This window comes from Phocaeicola massiliensis B84634 = Timone 84634 = DSM 17679 = JCM 13223 (assembly GCF_000382445.1).
Classification (GTDB): Bacteria; Bacteroidota; Bacteroidia; order Bacteroidales; family Bacteroidaceae; genus Phocaeicola; species Phocaeicola massiliensis.
Map to the genome: position 1 here is coordinate 92,126 of NZ_KB905473.1, position 16,695 is coordinate 108,820.

The 16,695-nt window shown below is 40.7% G+C and carries 9 protein-coding genes and 1 pseudogene; 5 read left to right on the top strand and 5 right to left on the bottom strand.

Annotated elements, in window-relative coordinates:
- Positions 1 to 303 precede the first annotated feature (303 nt).
- The 3 genes and pseudogenes from HMPREF1534_RS05740 to HMPREF1534_RS20705 all read left to right on the top strand — a co-directional run.
- Positions 304 to 3,438 (top strand): annotated as a pseudogene (locus tag HMPREF1534_RS05740) (SusC/RagA family TonB-linked outer membrane protein); the annotation flags it as partial.
- 23 nt (positions 3,439 to 3,461) lie between these two features.
- The gene (locus tag HMPREF1534_RS05735) at positions 3,462 to 5,402 is read left to right on the top strand and encodes a RagB/SusD family nutrient uptake outer membrane protein (protein WP_005942381.1); all 1,941 of its coding nucleotides are present in this window, start codon (positions 3,462 to 3,464) and stop codon (positions 5,400 to 5,402) included.
- A gap of 580 nt (positions 5,403 to 5,982) precedes the next feature.
- Positions 5,983 to 6,153, top strand: a complete 171-nt coding sequence (locus tag HMPREF1534_RS20705; protein WP_018452346.1) for a hypothetical protein — start codon at positions 5,983 to 5,985, stop codon at positions 6,151 to 6,153.
- Positions 6,154 to 6,303: 150 nt separating this feature from the next.
- Here HMPREF1534_RS20705 and HMPREF1534_RS05730 read toward each other — a convergent pair whose 3' ends face one another.
- From HMPREF1534_RS05730 to HMPREF1534_RS05710, 5 genes are all read right to left on the bottom strand, one after another.
- Entirely contained in the window at positions 6,304 to 10,344 is a 4,041-nt protein-coding gene (locus tag HMPREF1534_RS05730) for a hybrid sensor histidine kinase/response regulator transcription factor (protein WP_005942383.1), read from the bottom strand.
- A 182-nt stretch (positions 10,345 to 10,526) separates the two neighbouring features.
- Positions 10,527 to 10,847 carry a DUF4491 family protein gene (locus HMPREF1534_RS05725; RefSeq protein ID WP_005942385.1) on the bottom strand — a complete coding sequence of 107 codons (321 nt, stop codon included), beginning with the start codon at positions 10,845 to 10,847 and terminating at the stop codon, positions 10,527 to 10,529.
- Positions 10,847 to 11,311, bottom strand: coding sequence for an Lrp/AsnC family transcriptional regulator (locus HMPREF1534_RS05720; RefSeq protein ID WP_005942386.1), 465 nt, complete (start codon positions 11,309 to 11,311; stop codon positions 10,847 to 10,849). The genes HMPREF1534_RS05725 and HMPREF1534_RS05720 overlap by 1 nt, the downstream gene beginning before the upstream one ends.
- A gap of 116 nt (positions 11,312 to 11,427) precedes the next feature.
- On the bottom strand, positions 11,428 to 11,832 hold the full coding sequence (locus HMPREF1534_RS05715) for a hypothetical protein (protein ID WP_005942388.1): 405 nt from the start codon (positions 11,830 to 11,832) through the stop codon (positions 11,428 to 11,430).
- Between the two features lie 3 nt (positions 11,833 to 11,835).
- The gene (locus HMPREF1534_RS05710) at positions 11,836 to 13,122 is read right to left on the bottom strand and encodes a hemolysin family protein (RefSeq protein WP_005942390.1); all 1,287 of its coding nucleotides are present in this window, start codon (positions 13,120 to 13,122) and stop codon (positions 11,836 to 11,838) included.
- Between the two features lie 135 nt (positions 13,123 to 13,257).
- On the opposite strand from HMPREF1534_RS05710, the gene HMPREF1534_RS05705 reads away from it, so the two are divergent.
- Positions 13,258 to 13,782: an NUDIX hydrolase gene (locus HMPREF1534_RS05705; protein ID WP_005942392.1), complete on the top strand. Its 525-nt coding sequence runs from the start codon at positions 13,258 to 13,260 to the stop codon at positions 13,780 to 13,782.
- A gap of 8 nt (positions 13,783 to 13,790) precedes the next feature.
- Positions 13,791 to 16,694, top strand: a complete 2,904-nt coding sequence (locus HMPREF1534_RS05700; protein ID WP_005942394.1) for a tetratricopeptide repeat protein — start codon at positions 13,791 to 13,793, stop codon at positions 16,692 to 16,694.
- Position 16,695 lies beyond the last annotated feature (1 nt).

Sequence of the window (16,695 nt, forward strand, 5' to 3'; positions counted from 1 at the left end):
GGAAACTTCTTTAAACTTACATTGAATTAGTACGCTATGAAAATGAATATGGTACATTCCTGCTCTGCTGCAATAAGAAATGAATTGGAAGTGTCCTTTCTTCATTTTTCTAGCGGGTGTACATAGTTTACAGACTGCAACTGCTCTTCGGCTGATGACGATATCATACAACGAAGCATGCAGAAAAAACTTATCGTTTGGAGCGAAGTTGATGATATCGAGGAGTCGGTTATTTATGCTATTGTAGTTCGTTAAAGCACAACAAATGGTGTAAACCCAGTTTTTAACGACGATAATACTTTAAACGTCCCTTTAAACTGCACCGTGCAAATATCCTATATCGGTTACGTTACAAAGGATATAAAGGTCACAAGCGCAACAAATATCCTGGCTATAAAGTTGGTAGAAGATTCAGAAACTTTGGATGAGGTTGTAGTAGTAGGTTACGGTGTACAGAAAAAGGTGAATTTGACCGGTGCGGTTGCTACAGTTTCTGCCGGTAAATTGGAAAGTCGTGCGACTACAAATCTGTCAAGTTCACTTTCCGGTTTGGTATCCGGTGTATCGGTAAATCAGGGTTCGGGTAAACCCGGTAGTGATGGTGCAAATATTCGTATACGTGGTATTGGTACATTTAATAGTAGTTACCTTTCTCCGTTGGTAATTGTTGACGGTTCAGAAGCAAGTATTTCTTCTGTTAACAGTGACGATGTTGAATCTATTTCATTTTTGAAAGATGCAGCTAGTGCAGCTATTTATGGTTCACGAGGTGCTAATGGTGTAATCTTGATAACGACCAAAAAAGGGAAAAAAGGACAAGCTCCGAAAATCACTTATTCAGGTATCATATCTAATACTAAGATGAGTGGAAAGGCTTTCCGTTTTGAAGATAATTATGCTGAATACATGGAAATGGCTAACCGTTGGGCTACTAACCGTAATTATCAGGCTGCCGGTAAATATACACAGGCTGACATTGACGAATGGAGAGAAGGTCTGGCAAAAGATCCTAACGGCATGGATAATCCGTATGGAGTTCCTAACTATCTGGCATACCCGAGCACACAGTGGGTGGATGAATTGTTCTTGTCTACTACTTCACAGAAGCATAATGTATCGGTGGTTGGTAGTAGTGAGAATACAAATTATCTTCTTTCATTCGGCTATTTGGATAATCCCGGAACATTGAAGAACACCGGATTAAAGAATTATTCGGGTCGTATTAATATTGAAACACAAATTACCAAGTTTCTGAAAGTGGGTACACAGACGTATGCCACATTCCAGACGAGAGAACCGGGTAATACTAGTTTTACTTATATGTATCAGAATACGCCTGCTGTGACTCCTTATCATGACGGTAAATATGGGGTGTCTGTAGATGGAGCATCTACCAGTAACTTGTTGGCTGATGTAATGAGCAGAGGAGGTTCTTATGATGATACTCGGTTGAATACTACTTGGTATGCAAAGGTGAATATCCTTGACGGACTTACTGCGGAGGCACGTTTCAACTATCAGACTTTGTTTAACGAAACAGCTACTTACAGCAGAAAGGTTGATAAACAGAATTTCCGTACCGGAGAGATTATTCCGGGTGTCAGCAGTAGCACTGCCACTACAAGCCGTGCCACTACACGTTACCAGAATCATACAAATACAGCAACCATTAATTATGCGAAAACTTTTGGTAAACATGATATTTCTATCTTGCTGGGTACAGAGCAGTATTACTGGAATGTGAAAGGATTCAGTGCTACTCGTACAGGTTTGCTTGATCTTGATTTACCTGACTTTACGGCTGCACTTGATTTGTTGGACCCGACTTTAGGAGGAACGGCAGAGCAAGATTATGGTGTTATTTCTTATTTCGGTCGTTTGAACTATGCTTATAAGAATCGTTATCTTCTTGAAGCTAACTTCCGTCGTGATGGTTCTTCACGTTTCGGACCGGACTCACGTTGGGGAACATTCCCTTCATTCTCTGCTGCATGGAGAATCAGTGAAGAGCCGTTTATGGAAAAAATGAAAGGTATTTTCTCAAACTTGAAGCTGCGTGCATCTTACGGAAAATTGGGTAATACTACTTCCGGTTATTATGAATGGCAGGCAACTTACGGTTCGGTTAACTATTCTTTTGACGGAAATGTATATGATGGTTTACGTCAGGGAAAGATAGCCAATCCTAACCTGCACTGGGAATCCAGTGAATCTGTGGATATAGGAATTGATGCCGGTTTCTTGAATAACCGTCTGTCTTTGGAAGCGGATTATTATTCACGTACCACGAAGGGTATTCTTGCTTCTCCTTCGGTATACATGACAATGGGAACTGTCAGTGCTCCTACTACCAATACTTCTAATATGAGAAATCAAGGTATGGAATTTACTTTACGCTGGACGGACCGTATCAAAGACTTCGAATATAGTATTAGTGCTAACTTTACTTATAATAAGAATAGAATTGTCAAGTATAAAGGTAAATACAAAGAAGGTTGGGTAACCGATGAAAACGGAAACCGGTCGTTTGTTACTAACAGAGGTGATGTAGCAGATGTCAGTGGTAATACGATTCGTGTAGAAGACCACATGTTTGATGAGTATTATCTCTGGGAACGTCATCAGGGTAATGGCAATATTTATCTTGCAGATGGTGTGACCCCTGACCCCAATGGAGGTCCGCGTGATGGTATGATTCGTACAAAAGCCGATTTGGACTGGGTAAGGGCAATGTTGGCATACAGAGATGCATCAGGTAATAAAGTTTATGACTTCAATGGTCAGAGTATAGGTCAGGGACAAGGCTTGTGGTATGGTGAATTGGTATATGCCGACCTGAATGGAGATGGTATGTATGGTACTAATAACAATGACCGTTTCTTTACAGGCAAGTCAACTACTCCTAAATATACTTATGGATTAAATATTTCGGCTGCCTGGAAAGGAATAGACCTGAATATGACTTGGGCCGGTAATGCCGGGATGTACTATTATATCTTTGAACGCGGTTTCAATAATATGAGTGAAAAGAGCTGGCAGGAAGGAACGATTATTGCTCGTAATGCACGAAATATCTTCTATTACTCAAACCCTGAGGCTGCCGCAACCGATCCGTCATACGACCCGGCTAATGATCCTACTGCCAATATCAATGCTCCGTATCCGCGTATCGGTAATACAGAGACAGCATACCGTGCCAATACCGGTAACTTGTATAATGCCTCATACATCAAGTTGAAGACGTTGCAGATTGGTTATACTTTCCCGAAATCATGGACAACAAAGGCGGCTATCAGTAACCTGCGTGTATTCGTTTCGGGTGAGAACTTGCTGACTATTACAAACTTCCCGGGTGTAGACCCTGAAATGGGCGGTGGTGGTTTCACCTCTTATCCTATTCCCCGTATGTTCTCCGGAGGTGTTAATATTACATTTTAATTACTTATAAACAAGACATGAATATGAAAAAGATAATATATTCCTTACTTTCCATTCTCCTTTGTGGGTTGCAAAGTTGTGTTGATTTGGATATGGCTCCTTATAACCAGGTGGCATCCGGCAACATGTGGTCTAATGCGGCACTGACCAATCAGGGAGTGGCCGGTGTTTATGCAAAAATGCGTGGATGGGGTGTTTATTCCACTTCTTATAGTTATAATGTGGTTCCTTTTGAATGCTTGGGCATGACGGGAGAAGCGTATCGTTCTATTCCTTATACGAGTGGTACGGCGGGTGCCGACAACGGATTCTTCTCTACGATGTGGAAAAACTTATATGAAGGAGTTCACCGTGCCAATGATGCTATTGCCAACCTTTCGGAAGTAGGTGGCGGTGGGGTAGACGAAGAAACCCGTTTACGCTTGTTGTCCGAAAGTAAGTTCCTCCGTGCCTATTATTATATGCGTCTCAATGAACTTTACGGACGTTATGGTCTGGGAGTACCTATTTATACAGAACCTTTGGCTTCTGTTGAAGATTGCACGAAGGGCCAGTCACCCGAGTCTGAGGTATGGGATTTGATTGTACAAGATCTTACGGATTGTATTAACGAACCGAATTTTCCTGACCATTATAAAGAAAAAGGACGTGCTTGTAAGGGAGCCGCATACGCATTACGCGGTAGAGCGTACTTGATGCAGGGTGCCAAATATAACTATAACAATGCAGTTGGTAAGGTGGAAAGCACTACGATTGATGCAAGTTTGCTGAGATTGGCTGTTGCTGATTTTGAGAAAGTGAAGGGTTGTGGATTCGACCTTTTCCAGGGAGGATATAAAGAGTTGTTTACTGAAGAGAATGAAGCTTGTATCGAAATGATTTTTTCGCTGCAAAATATATCCAAGCCTGACTATGGCTCTGCCATACAGAAATATTGTGGAACACGTTCTATGATGGACCGTGAGAATAATACCGGTTTCTCATATTATGCTCCTTCACCTGCTATTGTTGACCTTTATGAGTATAAAGATGGTACTCCATTCGACTGGAATGATATTATTCCCGGATATTTTGACGTGCCTGCTCTCGATCGTCTGGTTTATTTCTTGCGCGATACTATTGCTGACGGACAATTGGTCGGTGGAACAGCGCTCAGAAAAGCAGTTAAGAATAAAATGAAGGCATCCAATGAGCATTTGTATCTTTCGGGAGGTAACGAAGCCCGCTTGAAGAAAGCATGGGAGAATCGTGACCCGCGACTCAATTACAATGTTATTATGCCTTATGGTGAAGAGTTTTTGGGCGGAGATGGCGATATGTACAAGGCGGGAAATACGACGCCGGTTCCTTATGTATATCGTTGGCCGGTAAGACAGTCAAGCCATTCTGTGAAAGCGCAGGAGGCTGCAGATTGGGGAGTAACCGGTAAGTATGACTTGAAACAGGATGGCAATGGTGAGGCAGAGTTTGCTTATCGTCATCGTAAATTTGTGATGGAAGGTTATGATTGCGAGTATGCATACAATAGTCCTATTGATGAACCGATTCTGCGTTATGCTTATGTACTTTTGATGTGGTCGGAAGCTTTGTTGCAATTGGATGAGCTGGATGCGGCTGCCGAGAAAGTTAACATGATACGTCAGCGTACATCGGTGGAGATGCCTCCTTATACTTTTGCAAGCAAAGAGGACGGATTGAACAAGATTCGTAACGAGTCACGCCGTGAGCTTATCAATGAGAGTGTTAACTTTTACGAAGAACTGCGTTGGGGTACATTGCGTGAAACAAAATACTCTACTTATATGGGTTATGAACCTTGTGCTCATACATGTAATGGACAGCAAAGTAGTGGTAACGGTGGTGTGAAATGGTCTGAGACAAATGATTATAGCATCTTCCCGGTACCTAGTGCAGAGATAGAGAAGAATCCGAATCTGAAAAAGACACCGGGATGGCTCTATTAATAATCCGGCCTGAACGTTTTCTCTTCCGCCGAGTGGAGAGTATATGAAAGGAGAGGAGTGTGTCAAAACTAAACCGGCCTTTCCAATCGTCGGCTGTAGGGGCAGGGTTTGCCTGCCCGAAGACACAAAGCAAACTGTTTTCGGGCGAGCGAACCTCGCCCCTACGGATTAAACGACAGCATTATCCACGTTTTGATACAATCCTTTTCTTTATTGTATGTGGCTTGTAGTTAAGAATGTCGGTTTCGGCTTCTTTCATAAATGACTTGTCATACAATGACTGAATTCACAAAAAACAACTGCGTTTATTCTCCTAACTACCGGAAATCCACTTCTTCCTTCCTCCTTTCATTAGCTGTTGAAACGCCCTGTTTATGGGGGCTTTGGTAGTGAGGGGATACCTCGTCACCACCCTTTCAGCCTCCTTTCATTCGTAAAACTTCTTCCACCAAAATCAGGAAAACAAAGGCTGAAGGCAGATTTTGAAGGGACTTGATAAACGCAGCTGAAAGGAGGATGAGGGGATGTCCTGTCATTCTTAATCGGTTGATTGTCCGTGTGTTCCGATTAAGATGAAAGGATGAACGGAAAAGAAGGAATAACCGAATTTGTGAGGGTGAGATATAATCCGCCCCTACAAAAAGATGCCGAGCTTTTTGAAAAAGATACCGAGGTTTTAAAAAAAGATACCGAGGTTTTTGAAAAACATCAAGGTCTTTTTGCATCATTCAGTACCGGCTCCTATTTTTAAATGTGCACGTAGGCATCGGTCTGCACGTATATACGTATCGGTCTACACATACGTACGCATGAGCCTGCACATACGTACGCATGAGCCTGCACGTATATATGTCATAGTGTCATTTCCCAAGACTATAAATTGAGCCGGATAGTCTTTGAATTAACTTTCCGTTTTCTTTTCCTTGCGATAGTTTTGCGGAGTACATCCATACTGATTCTTGAAGCAACGGCTGAAATATACAGGTGAGCTAAACCCGCAACGGTCACTGACTTCTGCAATAGGAATATCGGGATATTGTTGCAATAAAGCTGCAGCATGTTTCAGTCGATAATTCAAAATGAAATTATTGGGTGTCATTCCTGTTAATGCTTTAAACTTGGTATAAAGAAGTGAACGTCCGATGCCGACTTCCTTGCAAAGTACCGGAATATCATATTCTGTATCATCAATGTGCTGTTCGATGCTCTCTGCTGTCCGTTTCAGAATATCCTTATCCAATGGATTGATACAGGTCAAATCAATTTCGGATATCGGCTTTTTATCAAATTGGTGCTGCATGAGCAAACGGCTTCTAATCAGGTTATTGGCACGTGCTAATAATAATTGGGCATGGAAAGGTTTGGTGATATAATCGTCTGCGCCTCGGTTCAGTCCTTCAATATTCTGTTCGGTAGAATTGAGGGCAGTCAGCAATATGAGAGGTATGTGGCAATAATCAATGTTGTTTTTAATTTGCAGACACATTTCTGTTCCACTCATTTTGGGCATCATGATATCACTGATAATCAAATCTATCTTATGCTCGTATACTTGTTTTAGGCCTTCTTCTCCATTGGTAGCGCAAATTACTTCATAAAATGGGGAGAATAGCTCTGTTAATAATTGGAGCAGTTCTTCATTGTCTTCTACCAATAATACGGTGTGGGTCTTTTCTTCTGCGTTTTCGGTATGGACTGATTCCGTCAGGTAAGTATCTGTTTCGGGCAGGACATCTAAAGAACCGGGTACAATGGAGCTTTCTTGTTGCTGGTTTGATAACTGTATGTTTTTGTCTGCCTGGAAAACGTCTGCGTTTCTGGGGAGTCGGACGGTAAATGTACTTCCTTTGCCTAGTGTACTGTCGACAGTTATCGTACCATGATGCTTTTCAACGATGGTTTTGGACAAAGCAAGACCAATACCGGTACCGGGCGATGAATATTCACCCGGCTTTTGGTTGTTTGCCTGGAAGAAGCGCGCGAATATTTGTGAAACATCGTTTTTGGCAATTCCCGATCCTGTGTCGGATATACTGATTTCTACTTCATTATCTGTTGTACGGCCGGATATGATAATATTCCCATTGTCGGGTGTATATTTAAAGGCATTGGATAATAAATTGAAGAATACTTTTTCAAGTAATTGGCTGTCAAACCAACATAGTGTGGGAGTTTCTGATAGTTGAAAGTCATAATGGATATTACGCAAATGGGCATAATCAACAAATGAAAAATAAATTTCTTTCAAAAATGGAGTTATATCTTGTTGGGATATCTGTAATGTTTTATGGTTTTGTTCCAGTTTTCTAAACTCAAGTAATTCTGAAATCAGATTGCTCATTTGCTGTGCATTCTTTCTGATTTTTAATATTTGGTTATAGATAGAAGGATTCAGTGAAGATTTCTGTAGAATGATATCTATATGACTGATTATTAATGTTAAGGGAGTGCGGAATTCATGGCTGACATTAGTGAAGAATACCAGCTTCTCTTGATTAAGTTGTTCTATCTGTTGTTTTTCAAAACGCTCTTTTTCTAACGAAAGTGCTAAGGTGCGCTTGGCGATTCGACTGGATATAAAATAATAAAGGCATCCTATAAAACTGATGATATAGAGCAAGAATGCCCACCAAGTGGCATACCAAGGAGCAGAGATGGTCAGTTGCATACTGATTTCTTTGTCTGTGATGTCTCCGCTTTGGTTGCTGCTGTTATTGATGGCAGCTACTCGCAACGTATAAGTGCCCGGATCAAGATTGGTATAGTGTACTTCTGTCTGGCTGGTTTTAATCCATTTTTTATCGAACCCGTCCAATTTATATTGGAACTGTTTTTGGGATAATTGTTGTTCATAGTCAGGCAGGGCAAAACTGAGAATTAAATTATTTTGATTATGGCTTAATTTGAGCTTTTGAGTATATGGAAAAGCCTTGGTAAGTACTCCGGTTTCATCTCCTGCCACTACCTTTTGATTATTAATCCATAATTCCGAGAAATAAAGGTTGGGGTTATGGCGGAAGGTATTGGCTTTGTGAAATTCTTCTTCCGAAAAAGAGGTTACCCCTTTGGTATCGCCCACATAAATGCGCTTTTGGTCGGAGGCGAAAATGCCGCAGCCACTTATAATGTGGGCTGTTGGAAAGTTTCTCATTAAATTAATGGTGGTAAAGCTGTTTTTTTCGGGAGAATAGCTTGTCACTCCTTTGTCGCTGGTTATCAGTATGTTCCCACTGGGTGATAAACAAACATTGTAACAAAAGTTGCTGGGAAGCTGATGCTCTTCTGCTGTGTAATGGGCTGTCTTATGTGTTTTCTTGTCATAGAAAAACAACCCGCCTCCTAAAGTGCTGATATAGGCGCCGTTATTAGTTGCCAAGATGCGGGTTATTTTGGCATTATATCCTTTTTGCGTCAGCGGAATATAAGATGCTTCCAGCTTGTCTAAATGCATGCATACCAGATTAAACATTCCGCTCAGGTATAAATATCCTTCCGGGTCTATATCGAAATCTTCGTAGTAGGCGATTGGGATATCCAGTTTGTGAAACTTTTGCGTTTTGGTATCCAAAGAAAATACACCGTTGCGTGCTGATAAATATAATTTTCCTTTCCACATTTTTACATGGAAAACAACTTCATTCGGAGTATTGGGCTCTCCTTTCCTCCTTTCCAGATAGTTATAGAATTGTCCGGTTTGCAAATCATAACGAGACAGTCCTCCTAAATAAGTACCTATGTATATGCATTCGTTTTCTTCATCATAACATATACTTTTTATGTTATTGTGGGGGATTGAATTTTTGCCTCCTGCCGTAAACTGATGGATAATGTTCCAGTTCTTGTCGGTACAGCTGATTCCTCCTCCGTCTGTGCTGAGCCACACGTGTTCATTCTTGTCTACTACGATATCGCCTATATATGAATAATATTGATTTTTGGTGGCGTTTTGGTCATAGTCGTAATGTACAAAGCTGTCTTGTTTGGGTGTGAAATAATTTACTCCTCCAAAATAGCTTCCCACCCAGATAGTACCTTGCATATCTTTACAAAGGGAAAAGATAGATGGGTGGTTTAATCCTCCTACGTATTTGGGGATTTGGATAAGGGAATACTGTCCTGTTTTCGTACTATATTTATGTAGTCCGTCAAATGTTCCAAACCAGATGTTCCGTTCGCCGTCTTCCACAAAATCACGAATTTGCCAGCTGCTGATTCCTGTGGGGGAACCGGGGCTGAAAGGCACTTGCCTGATTTCTCCTTTTTTGTTGATTCTGTATAATCCATACATTCTTGTTCCAATCCACAATTCTTTTTGTGAGCTTTCAAAAATGCGGTAGATGTCAATACCTCTGAGTACATGTGTTTCTTTCCCGCTGGAACGGTCATAGAAGAAAATTCCGTCATGCGAGCCAATACAGATTTTATTGGGTAACATTGTCAGGCAGGTGATGGGAGAAGTAATTCCGGTTTTTAGCATAAAGGTTGATTCCGTGGCTCCTGAAGAATGTTTGAATAAGGAATCACGTCTCATATACCACAGGTCTCCTTCAAGTGAAGTTAAAACCGGGATGCGGCTTCCTTTAGAAAGACGACTGAATTGTTCGGTCTGTATATCAAATTTTATAATATCGTCATCGACTAAGAAAAAAATATTTCCTTGTTTGTCCTCAACGATGGATGAAACTTCATTTCCCAACCAGATGGGAGCTGAATCATTGGAAGCGTTGCACCAACCTTTGAAAGCAGTGATTTGTTTGCCATCATACAGATTTATTCCCTCTCTTGTACCAAACCACATTCTTCCCAATTGATCTTGGTGTATGGACATAACCGATGGCTGCGTCAATCCTTCGGATAATCCAATATGCCTGAAATATTCGGCAGAAATGGGAGTATTTAATGCTAATAGTGCTAATAAGAGTAATAAATATTTGTATCTCATGTTGTTTTTCTTCGGTTTATATTAGATGTCGCTCACAAAAATACGAAAAATATGGCAAATAGAGTAACCGTTAATGGTATTATGAGAATCTTTTTCTCTATGGTGATAAAATTGTCTTTGCAGAAAGAGTGGTATTTTCCGGGTATTTCAAATATAATAAGAAATGCCCGGAAAATAGGAGTTTATTTTTCTTCGTATTCGTGTTTTCGTTTGGGATTCATTGGAAACCAACCTTTCAATACGCGTTCCCGTTGCTCAAAAATTTCTTTTATAGTCCAAAATGACGAAAAAGAGAAAACGCCTATCAGTGAAGAAATGAGTATGTCGTTGATTAAGATTGAGCCGATGATACCGGCTATTCCTAAAATCAGGAAAATCCACCAACAACGCGTTCCCCAATAATATTCGGCTTTGACCACGATGGGGTGGAAAAGACCGATTATCAGAAATGTACAAATGCCGATAACAATGCCGCCTAAATGGTAGTCAGTCAGCCATTCCATTATTTCCCGGTTTGAATAGGAATTTCTTTCTTGATACTTTGCTCCAAAGATATCATTGTTTCGGTAGCTGTAACACCGGGAATCTCCTGAATTCTGGAATTTAATATATCCATTAAGTGTTCATTGTCACGAGAATATACTTTTGTCAGCATGGTGTATGCACCGGTAGTAAAATGGCATTCCACTATTTCGGGAATCTTTTTTAATTCATTTACTACAGCTTTATACATTGAGCCTTTTTCTAGTTTGATTCCTACATACGTACATGTTCTATATCCTAAACTTTTAGGATTTACATGATATCCCGAACCGATAATGACGCCCAAATCAATCAATCTTTGTACGCGTTGGTGAATAGCAGCACGGGAAACGCCACATTCTGCTGCGACATCTTTAAATGGGATGCGAGCATTTTGAGATATAATTTCAAGGATCTGTCTGTCAAGACTGTCTATTTTCTCCATAATATTTTGATTTTAGTGTTGTCAATCTGTAAGCAAATATAGGAATAGTTTTTAATTTATCTACTATTTTGAAAGAAAAAACACATATTCTTTGAAAAAAAGTGCATTTTTTTAGTCTATAACTCTAATAACTTCTTGATTTCATTTATTTTGTTTCTTCGCTCAAAAGAAAAGGTATCACTATGGCTGTCCAAATACTCTTTTAGATAGAGTGCTTTTGCTAAAAGGTATTTCTTTTCGTCCGGCTCTTTCAATAGAGCGTCTTGATAGAGCAACTCCGATAACATATCGATTCGGGTCAGAAACTCTTGCCCTTCATAGTCTTGAGACAGATCGGTTAAAATATATTCCGCATCCTGTTCATAATAGAAGTGATGGCTATGGTTAAAATAGGCTCGATAGATACTTTGTATCTTTAACTGAAACTCAGGACCATCCTCTTTTTTCTTTTCTTCCACCAGTTTTTCCAATGCTTCTATGAATTGGCGAACCAAACGCATAATATAATCTCTTTGTAACATATCTTATTTATCTTCTTTGTTTTTGTCTGACAGGGTGACCAATATCTTATCGATGCGTGCTCCGTCCATATCTACAATTTCAAAAAGGAAATCGTTCCATTGGAGAAGTTCTCCGGTTTTGGGAACATGTCCCAACTGCTGCAGAATAAGTCCGCTCAATGTGTTATAATTATATTCGGAATATAAATCTTCCATTTCAAAATGACTTAAGAAGTCATAGAAAGAACATTGTCCGTCTATCAGCCAACTGCCGTCTTTGCGGAGAATGATATCCGGTTCTTCCGAATCGCCGGGTAGTGCCCCTACCAATGCTTCCAATATGTCTTTCATTGTAATGACTCCTTGCAAACTGCCGAATTCATCGCAGATCAGTCCATATTTAATGTGGTGCTGGCGTATTTGTTCCAATACCTTATAGACATCCATGTTTTCATGGAAGTATTGTGCCGGACGAATAACATCACGCAGATTAAAGTTCACTTCTTCTAATTTACCGAAAAGATCTTTCAGGTAAACCACACCTATAATATTATCCAAAGTATTGTCTTGTGTCACCGGATAAACTTGATATAAATGCTGGCATACAATATCATAAATCTGCTTGTTTCCCATATCTATATCAATAGATACTATATCATTACGATAAGTCATAATGGTATTGATGCTGCGGTCGCCCAAAGAGAAAACGCGGTCTACGATATCTTGCTCTACTTCTTGTACCTCGCCATTCTCGGCTCCTTCGTCAATCATGGATTTGATTTCTTCTTCCGTAACTTTTTCCTCTGCTGTATTTATATGCAGCAGGTTGAAAATCAGTGAAGTACTTTTTGCCAAAATCCATACGAAAGGAGAAGCTATGACTGACAGCCAATACATGGGGCGTGCCAGTAGCTTGGCTGCGCGTGTGGATGCGCTCATTCCGATTCGTTTGGGGACAAGCTCTCCGAAAATAATGGTGAGATAGGTCACTAAGATGACAATCAGAATTTGTGCTATTATATGGGCATAAGTGACTGGTATGCCTGCTGCAGTCAGTACTTTGCTGAAATCAGACGCCAATACATCGCCGGAATAAATACCGGTGAGAATACCAATCAGAGTAATTCCGATTTGTATGGTCGATAAAAACTTATCCGGGTCATTGGCTAATTTTAAGGCGATACGCGCGGTGGAACTGCCGTGACGGACATCATTGTTCAGACTGCTTTTGCGAGCAGAAATCAAGGCTATTTCGGACATGGCGAATACCCCATTTAGTAAAATAAGTGCGATAATTATAACAATCTCCATGTGAGTAATTTACATTTGTATTTGCTAACAAATGTACTAAGAATTGTGTTTTCTCTTTCTTCTTTTAGATTTAATTAATGAATTATCTGTCATTTAAGCTATCTTTGCGGTGTCTATAAAAGAAAAGGAGTAATTATGCATCCACTAGAACTATTCAAGTACTGTCCCAAATGTGGTTCTTCACATTTTGTGGTGAATAATGAGAAGTCCAAACGCTGTGCGGATTGTGGTTTTGTCTACTACTTTAATTCAAGTGCCGCTACAGTGGCATTTATCTTGAATGAGAGGAATGAATTATTGGTTTGCCGTCGGGGTAAAGAACCCAAGAAAGGAACACTGGACCTTTCGGGAGGGTTTATAGATATGTATGAAACCGGAGAGGAAGGTGTGGCGCGTGAGGTGCTGGAGGAAACAGGACTGAAAGTGGAAAAAGCGGCATATCTGTTTTCGTTGCCCAATACTTATCTTTATTCCGGCTTTTTGCTACATACCTTAGACCAGTTTTTCCTTTGTACGGTGGAAGATACGGCTCATCTTGAAGCGATGGATGATGTGGCGGATTCTTTTTGGATGCCGCTTGACAAAGTGAATCCTGAAGAATTTGGTCTTGACTCTGTACGTGAGGGAGTAAAACGTTTTTTGAAAGAATATAAATATTAGAATAGAATATGAAGAAAAGGACTCTATTAATAGCTGCATTGATGGGGGGATGTGCTTTGCAAAGTATGGCCCAGCAAATTCTTCCCGATGACGTGGCAGGCGATAAGGAATACCGAAGGGTATGCAGAGAATATGAATTGAAGTCAAAAAACAGTGTGGAGCTGTTGCAGGCTTATCTGGATAAATACCCGGATTCACGATATACAGACAGGGTACGTTCTTTGATTGCTTCGGTGTATTTTGAAGAAGGTAAATATAAGGAGGCAATAGCTATGTTTAGGGCGTGTGACCTTGAGGCACTGCCTGATGCAGAACGCGATGATTGTGCCATGCGTCTTGCCACTTCTTATTTAAAGGAAGGTAATTTGCGCGATGCTTCCGTATGGTTCCTTTTACTGAAAGAGGTGAGCCCGCGTTATCAATCGGATGCCACTTATAACTTGGCTTATATCGATTATGTGGAAAAACGGTATAATAAGGCATTAGATGCTTTTTTATCTTTGAAAGATGATGCTGTATATTCATCTTTAGTGCCTTATTATATAGGAGAGATTTATTTATTGCAAGGTAATTATGAACAGGCACGTTCGGTGGCTGAACGCTATTTGAAGGTTTATTCCGGTCATAAAGATGAGGCTCAGATGGAACGTGTTTTGGGAGAAGCCTGTTTTGGGCTGAATAATTACCAGGCAGCTATTGCACCGCTGGAACGTTATCAGGGTGCGGTGTCGCGTCCGCAGCGTAAAGCGTTGTATGAGTTGGGTATGAGTTATTATTATACCGGTGTTTATTCAAAGGCGGCTGCCACACTGGGTGAAACGACTTCGGTGAATGATGCTTTGTCTCAGAATGCATATTTGCACATGGGCTTGGCTTATTTGAATTTGAAGGAACGCAATCAGGCAAGAATGGCTTTTGAGCAGGCGTCTGCATCAGGATTTGACCCGTTGGTGAAAGAGCAGGCTCTTTATAATTATGCTTTGTGTATACATGAGACTTCTTATTCTCCTTTTGCTGAATCTGTAACGGTATTTGAACGCTTCCTTAATGAATTTCCCAATTCGCCGTATGCCGAACGGGTAAATGATTACTTGATAGAGGTGTATATGAATACTCGTAGCTACGAAGCTGCATTGAAGTCTATTGCAAAGATTGAGCATCCGGGTGCACGAATCATGGAAGCAAAACAAAAGATTCTGTTCCGTCTCGGTACTCAGGCATTTGCTAATGCCGACTTTTCCAAAGCAATAGAATATTTTAACCGCTCTTTGGCTATCGGGCAATATAACATGTCTGCTAAGGCTGATGCATATTATTGGCGTGGTGAGGCAAACTACAGACTGGAACACTATGCTCAGGCTGGAAATGATTTACGCCGGTACTTGGAATTCGCTCCCGATAAGATGAATCGGGAGTACGGGCTGGCGCTTTACAATTTGGGTTATACTGATTTTAAACAAAAGAATTATAATGGTGCATTGAATTGGTTTACCCGTTTTGTTGACCGTGGAACTGTCAATGACCGTGCTGTACAGGCAGATGCTTACAATCGTATCGGTGACTGTAACTTTTATGCCCGCCGTTTTGATTCGGCCCGTCAGGATTATGCCCGTGCTGTGGAAATAGATCCTTCTTTGGGGGATTATTCTTTATATCAAGAGGCTTTTGTCCGTGGCTTGCAGAAGGATTATACCGGAAAGATACAAATTTTAAACCGTTTGATAGCGGATTACCCCGAGTCTCAATATCTGGATGATGCTTTGTATGAGCAAGGCCGTGCTTTTGTTCAAATGGAGGATCATACGAATGCTATTAATCGTTTCAATATTTTGTTGAAGAAATTCCCGGAAAGTAATATGGCCCGTCGAGCGGCTAACGAAATAGGTTTGCTCTATTATCAAGGAGATAAGTATCCGGAGGCTATCCAGGCTTATAAGCAGGTAATCACTAATTATCCGGGTAGTGAGGAGGCTCGTCTTGCCCAAAGAGATTTGAAGTCTATTTATATTGATTTGAATAAGGTGGATGAATATGCCAACTTTGCTTCTACCATTCCCGGTGGAGCCAATTTTGATGTGAACGAACGTGATTCGTTGACTTATGTTGCTGCCGAAAGGGTATATATGCGCGGTGAAATAGATGAAGCACGCAATAGTTTTACTCATTATCTGCAAACTTTCCCGGAAGGTGCATTTAGTTTGAATGCCAATTATTATGTCGGGTTGATAGATTATAACCGGAAGGCTTACAATAGTGCGATAGAACATTTGGACAAAGTTTTGGCTTATCCCAATAATAAATATTCGGAAGATGCCATGATGATGAGTGCTGAGATGGCTTACTCGGCAAAGGACTATGAAAAAGCGTTGACTGTTTATAAGCAACTGAAAGATAAAGCTGTTTCGCCGGAACGCCGGCAGTTGGCAAAGACAGGCGTACTTCGTAGCGCTTATATGTTGGGCAATGGAGAAGAAGTAATGCTGGCGGCAACGGATTTGCTGGCGGAGACAAAGGTTGCTCCTGAATTATCCAACGAGGCTCATTATTATCGTGCCAAGGCTTATCTGGATGCAGGAAAAGTGGAAGGTGCCATGGATGATTTGAAGATATTGGCAAAAGACACTCGCAATATATATGGTGCAGAAGCAAAATATAAAGTGGCGCAGATTTATTTTGATGCCGGGCAGACAGGACAGGCTGAGAAAGAAGTCTTGGATTATATTGAAGTCAGCACTCCACATACTTATTGGTTGGCGCGTAGCTTTGTGCTGTTGTCTGATGTTTATATGAAATTGGGACGTAATTTAGATGCTAAGCAATATTTGCTTTCATTGAAGCAGAATTACCAGGCAGATGATGATATTGCAGGAATGATAGAGAGCAGACTGAATAAGTTAAATGCCGAAAATTAAA